Raw genomic sequence first — 4,749 nt, 5'->3', positions numbered from 1 at the left:
CAGAGCTACGCCTACACCCGCAACCCGCTGCGGGAGATCACCAGCCACAGCTGGAGCAACGACCTCTACCAATGGGCCGGCGCCGCCAACGGCACGCAGAACTACACCGCGAACGGGCTGAACCAATACACCGCGGCCGCGGGCAGCGCGTTGAGCTACGACACCAATGGCAACCTGAGCGGCGACGGGGTGTGGACCTACACCTACGACGTGGACAACCGGCTCAAGACCGCCACGAAGACAGGCTACAGCGCCACGCTGTCCTACGACGCGGAAGGGCGGCTGCATGCGACGGTGCTGGGTGGGGTGACGACCAACCTGCGCTATGACGGCACGGAGTTGGTTGCGGAGTACAACAGCAGCGGTAGCCTGCTGCGGCGCTACGTGCATGGCCCCGGGGTGGATGAGCCGCTGGTGTGGTACGAAGGCACGGGCACGACGAACAAGACCTGGCTGTACGCAGACCAGTTGGGCAGCGTGGTGGGGGCGGCGAACAGCGCGGGCACGAGCACGGCGATTTACAGCTACGGCCCGTTCGGCGAACCGAACGTCACCACCGGTGTGCGCTTCCGCTATACCGGGCAGCAGTACCTGGGTGGGCTGAATCTCTACTACTACAAGGCACGGTTCTATTCGCCGGCGCTGGGGCGCTTCCTGCAGACGGACCCGATCGGGACGCGGGACGATCTGAACCTGTATGCCTATGTGGGGAATAATCCGGTCAACTTCGGTGATCCGAGCGGGTTGGCGGCTGCTGACCTGCGGCTGTTCGCCAGCGGGGTTGGAGGTGTCTTGAGCGATGCAGGCCAAGCCTTCTTGCCGACCGGTGAAGAAGTATCTGCCCTGACGGGGATCGGTGCGTTTGCAGTCGCAGAGCCGACCCCGTTCGGAGAAATAGGATTTGCGGCCAGTGCGGGTGTGGTCGGGTTGCGGGGGCTTGGGCGCGCGGCGGACTCAATCTACGATGCAGCAAAGACAGCGATCCACCACATTTGCACTAACAAGAATTGCATTTCGGCTGCAACAGGTGGGCCTTGGACTCCACGGTTTGAGGCAATTTTTGACAAGGCGGGGATGAAGCTCGATGATGCGCTCAACAAAATTGCGGTGCCGGGGCATAAGGGACCTCACCGGAGGCATATCATCAAGCAGTCTTTGATCGACTTACGAGTGCGACCAATGGATTGAACGGTTCAGCGTATCGCGATGCTCTGCAGGTTGAGCTCCGCGCCATTGGTCAAGAGATTCGGACTCCTGGCTCTGACTTGAATAGTCTGATAACGAAAAAACCATGAGTGAAGGCAAGTTCTTCCGGCTGCTAGCAGATCCAACTGCGACGTCTCGTTGGTACTTGAAGGCTCCACTGGACCCTTTTGGCAATGAGATTGATCCGCGATTGTTCACGCAAGGGGTACCTTTTGATCGGCAGCAATTAATGTCATTGCCCATTCGTCGAGCAGGGAATGAAGTTGCTTTCAACCTCTGTGATTTCGACATGGTGGTCACATCGGCGCAAGTCAACGCCGCGTTAGAATCCATTACAGGTCCGGCGATTCAACGGATTCCCGTGACGGTAGAGGGGAAGAGCGGATTTGAGATTCTTAATGTATGTGACCTGCTTCAGTGCATTGATGAAACAAGATCTTTGGTCACGAGGTGGACTGATGCTGATGGCCGTCCCGAAAAGATCGGCCAGCTCCGGATGGTTGCTAAACTCAGGATCGACCCAAAGGCAGCAGACGGACATCACCTATTCAGAGTTGCCGGTTGGCCGGTTGCATTGATAGCCTCAAAGGAAGTAAAGAGCATTTTCGAGGAGAGAAAAGTGTCGGGAGTCAAGTACGAACGGGTGGATTGATCTTGAGGACGGGTAGGGTGAGGCAGGGCCAGCCTGAATCGCCCCGCTTTTCGCGGAGGATGTTTCGGTTGAGTCAGGCCGAGATGGCCTGCGCCGGTCATTCCACGCTTCGTCGTGCCGCTGAAGAGAAAGTGGAATTCGGACTGCAGGCGACTTGGCACGGTCGCAGCAAGGACGCCGCCTTACGGCAGCACCCTCCCTGCAAACAGCGCCTTAATCTGCGTATGGAACTGGTTGGCGACCTGATTGAAACCAGACTTGGATGGGTGGAGTTCGCTGTGCCATGAAGTCTTCACTGGCGGCAGAATCCCCTGGGTCTTGATAAAAGTCACGCCAGGCCTCTTGGCGAGCACGGTCAGCATGGCGGCAAACTGGGTGAGCATCTCCTTCACGACCGCGGTGGATGTCGCTAGGTTGTATCCATGCAGATCGAAGGCTGGTTTAAGCCAAGGGCCTAAGTGGCAGACGCCTCGGCCATCAGGAATAGCAAAATCATAGCCGTGGAACGCCAGGTGGGTGCTGGGGCTTAGCTGGTTCCGTAGCTCGATGAGATCCTCATACGCAGCCTTCACCATCGCCAGTGCGGTGCCAAATCTTGACTGATTGAGCAACTGCTTCGGCGACTTCGTCGCGTCGAACGGGCGCAGCCATAAAGCAAGTGGTTCGTCAACAAGGTCATTGCCGCCACCGGAGAAAAGCATCAGATCCCACGGTTGGCCATCGGGGCACCCCTCCCTGAGATGGCGGGAGATCAGTCTGCGCTGCTTCACCCCGAGCATGAAGCGCGTTTCATCTCCCGCTTGGGCGAGGTTAAGGATGGGTACTCCCAGCCGCTCTTCTAAGCGTGGGATCACGCCGCCGCCAAACAAGGGGACGGGATAGTCGAACCAGGAGTCACCTTCCGCAAACACGCGTAGGGGACCCGGCGCAACGGTGAGGGCCGTGAGCGAACGGGTTCCACGGCGCTTCGACACGGCAGCGGTCTCCGCTTTGGCGGGAGGCTCCTTCTCCGCTAGGCCCTTGACGCCACGCCTTTGCAACAGCGTCAGCGTTGCCTTGTAATCGTTCGTGCGCAGCTTCAATTCATCCTGCTGCTGCAGGACCAGCAGCCGGCGCGCCGTTTCAACAGTCTGTGGCGTCGCAGGCACCGGCAAAGGGGCGACAGCGGCCTTGGCGGCCGCGCGGGACGAACGGCGGCGCACGGCATCTGCGGCACCCACGGCGTGCTGGGGCTCGGACGTGCCCATGACAAGAGCCCGAGCCTGCTTCAGCGTCAGTGGCCCCTTCGCCGGAACTCGCAGTGTTTGTGGCTTCGAGGTGGTCGGCGACGCCTGCTTCTTCGCGACGGGTTTCGCTGCGGTCCGCCCTGCTAGCCTCCCCGATTTTTGGCGGGGCTTCTTGGCTGACGTTGGCATGTGCTTCTCCGTACGTGGATTGAGCATCAATCAAACGCGTCTCACTACCTAACAGCTGTATCAACGTTTGATAATCTTCCGGTCCGAGAGGTACTCCGTCGCGTTTGCATCAAGCTTGGCTATGACATCCGCCTGGCGGCGGGCGTGGAGGTCCTTGTTCAAAGTCATCCGCTGTGCGGCCGTCCAGAACTGCGCCTTCTGTGTGCCCCAGCGAAAGAACAGGAAGCGGCGACGCTCGTCAATGGCATGAAAGAAAAAGCAGCCCACAGCCATAGAAATGGCGCCGTTCTCGGTGCGCCGTATGGCGCCGAGCTGGAAGTTCCCGCTCGACTGCATAGAGGAATGGAAGTCGAACAAGGAAACAGTTTTGTCATCTTCGGTCAACGCAGAAAGGGCGTCGATCGCCTGCTTCAGCGCACTCAGTTGGTTCTGCGTGGCAATGGCGGTGATCACGCCGACGGCGGCCTGGTCCATGCGGAATTCGCCCTCGTCCTGTCTGAAGTTCAAAAAACTGAACTGCTCGCTGGCCCATCCGAGCGCCTGTAGTACCTCGATGTACTTCTGGTACCAAAACTGAGTTTGGGTAAAGCGGTCATAAGCGCCGCTCGCCGCTCGCCGCTCGCTGGGCCAGTTGGACTGAGTGAGCACGTCGCTCTTGTCTTCCTCGCTTACGCCTTCGATGAAGGACAAAACGCTGCCGACGTTGACTGTCGCGGATGCGCGGGCGCTGGCATCCGCGGCTTTCAACCCCCGAGCTTTGGCGGTTTTCTTAGCTGTTGCTTGTTGACGCTTACGCGCTGTGTCGGTGGCCATATTGCGAGATCCCGCAAGTAGGCCTGGACGCCGATTGGCACGACGTCGTGGTAGGGCATGGTCGATGTGGATTGAGCTGCAGCGTTGCGATGCCGGCCTGTCGCCGCACCTACTCGCATTGGTGCGGTGCGGCTGAAGCCGGCGCGAGCGGTGGGAGCGGGCTCAGGAGCTTGCCGTTGTCGTCGAAGCTGGCCTTCATCAGGAAATCCACCTCGGCAGTCGTGTAGCTTGGCTCCCAGTGGGTGTTCTCGGGAACATGGCAATGGCCGTAGTGGCCGCTCTGCGTGTCCCAGGTGGCGGCGTTGCGATTGTGCTGTCCCGGATCTCCCCCGTTCTTCGCCGGCTTGGGCAGACCGGCTGGCCAGACGTTGGGAACGCCATGTGTTTGTCCAATCCACCGGCATAGGCGTGCCAGACTATTAACCCGGCAACAAATTACCAAACAGCTCAGGCGGCATAGCGAATTTTTTCGTGTTTGAAGTACGACCGAATCCGTTCAGGCTGTTTTTGCAGGCATCGCAGATGCCCGAGCAGTTTGCTTTGCATCGCCTCTGGTGTCCGAACGGGTTCGCCCGCGTTCATGCGAGCCTTCAAGTCGGCATTCAGATACTCATCCGGATTGAGCTCCGGCGAGTAGCTCGGCAGGTAAAACAGTTCAATCTC

The 4,749-nt window shown here is 59.3% G+C and carries 4 protein-coding genes and 1 pseudogene; 2 read left to right on the top strand and 3 right to left on the bottom strand.

Going from position 1 to position 4,749, the window contains the following annotated elements:
* Nucleotides 1-1,188: RHS repeat-associated core domain-containing protein (locus C7389_RS24470; RefSeq protein ID WP_211342537.1), on the top strand; the 1,188-nt coding region annotated here is incomplete at its 5' end.
* Nucleotides 1,189-1,291: 103 nt separating this feature from the next.
* Nucleotides 1,292-1,858 carry an imm11 family protein gene (locus tag C7389_RS24465; RefSeq protein ID WP_133595280.1) on the top strand — a complete coding sequence of 189 codons (567 nt, stop codon included), beginning with the start codon at nucleotides 1,292-1,294 and terminating at the stop codon, nucleotides 1,856-1,858.
* Between the two features lie 182 nt (nucleotides 1,859-2,040).
* Here C7389_RS24465 and C7389_RS24460 read toward each other — a convergent pair whose 3' ends face one another.
* The 3 genes and pseudogenes from C7389_RS24460 to C7389_RS25935 form a co-directional block, all read right to left on the bottom strand.
* On the bottom strand, nucleotides 2,041-3,273 hold the full coding sequence (locus C7389_RS24460) for an SGNH/GDSL hydrolase family protein (protein WP_133595279.1): 1,233 nt from the start codon (nucleotides 3,271-3,273) through the stop codon (nucleotides 2,041-2,043).
* Nucleotides 3,274-3,333: 60 nt separating this feature from the next.
* Entirely contained in the window at nucleotides 3,334-4,086 is a 753-nt protein-coding gene (locus tag C7389_RS24455; RefSeq protein ID WP_133595278.1) for a hypothetical protein, read from the bottom strand.
* Between the two features lie 584 nt (nucleotides 4,087-4,670).
* Nucleotides 4,671-4,749: pseudogene (locus C7389_RS25935) on the bottom strand (transposase); the annotation flags it as partial.

Source organism: Azoarcus indigens (assembly GCF_004361735.1).
Lineage (GTDB): Bacteria > Pseudomonadota > Gammaproteobacteria > Burkholderiales > Rhodocyclaceae > Azoarcus > Azoarcus indigens.
Note: the sequence above shows the minus strand (reverse complement) of the source record. Positions and strands in the feature narration are given on the sequence as shown.

Excerpts from the sequence above, each read along its gene's own strand:
- C7389_RS24465 (WP_133595280.1), top strand. The coding sequence starts at position 1,292 with ATGAGTGAAGGCAAGTTCTTCCGGCTGCTAGCAGATCCAACTGCGACG.
- C7389_RS24460 (WP_133595279.1), bottom strand. The coding sequence starts at position 3,273 with ATGCCAACGTCAGCCAAGAAGCCCCGCCAAAAATCGGGGAGGCTAGCA.
- C7389_RS24455 (WP_133595278.1), bottom strand. The coding sequence starts at position 4,086 with ATGGCCACCGACACAGCGCGTAAGCGTCAACAAGCAACAGCTAAGAAA.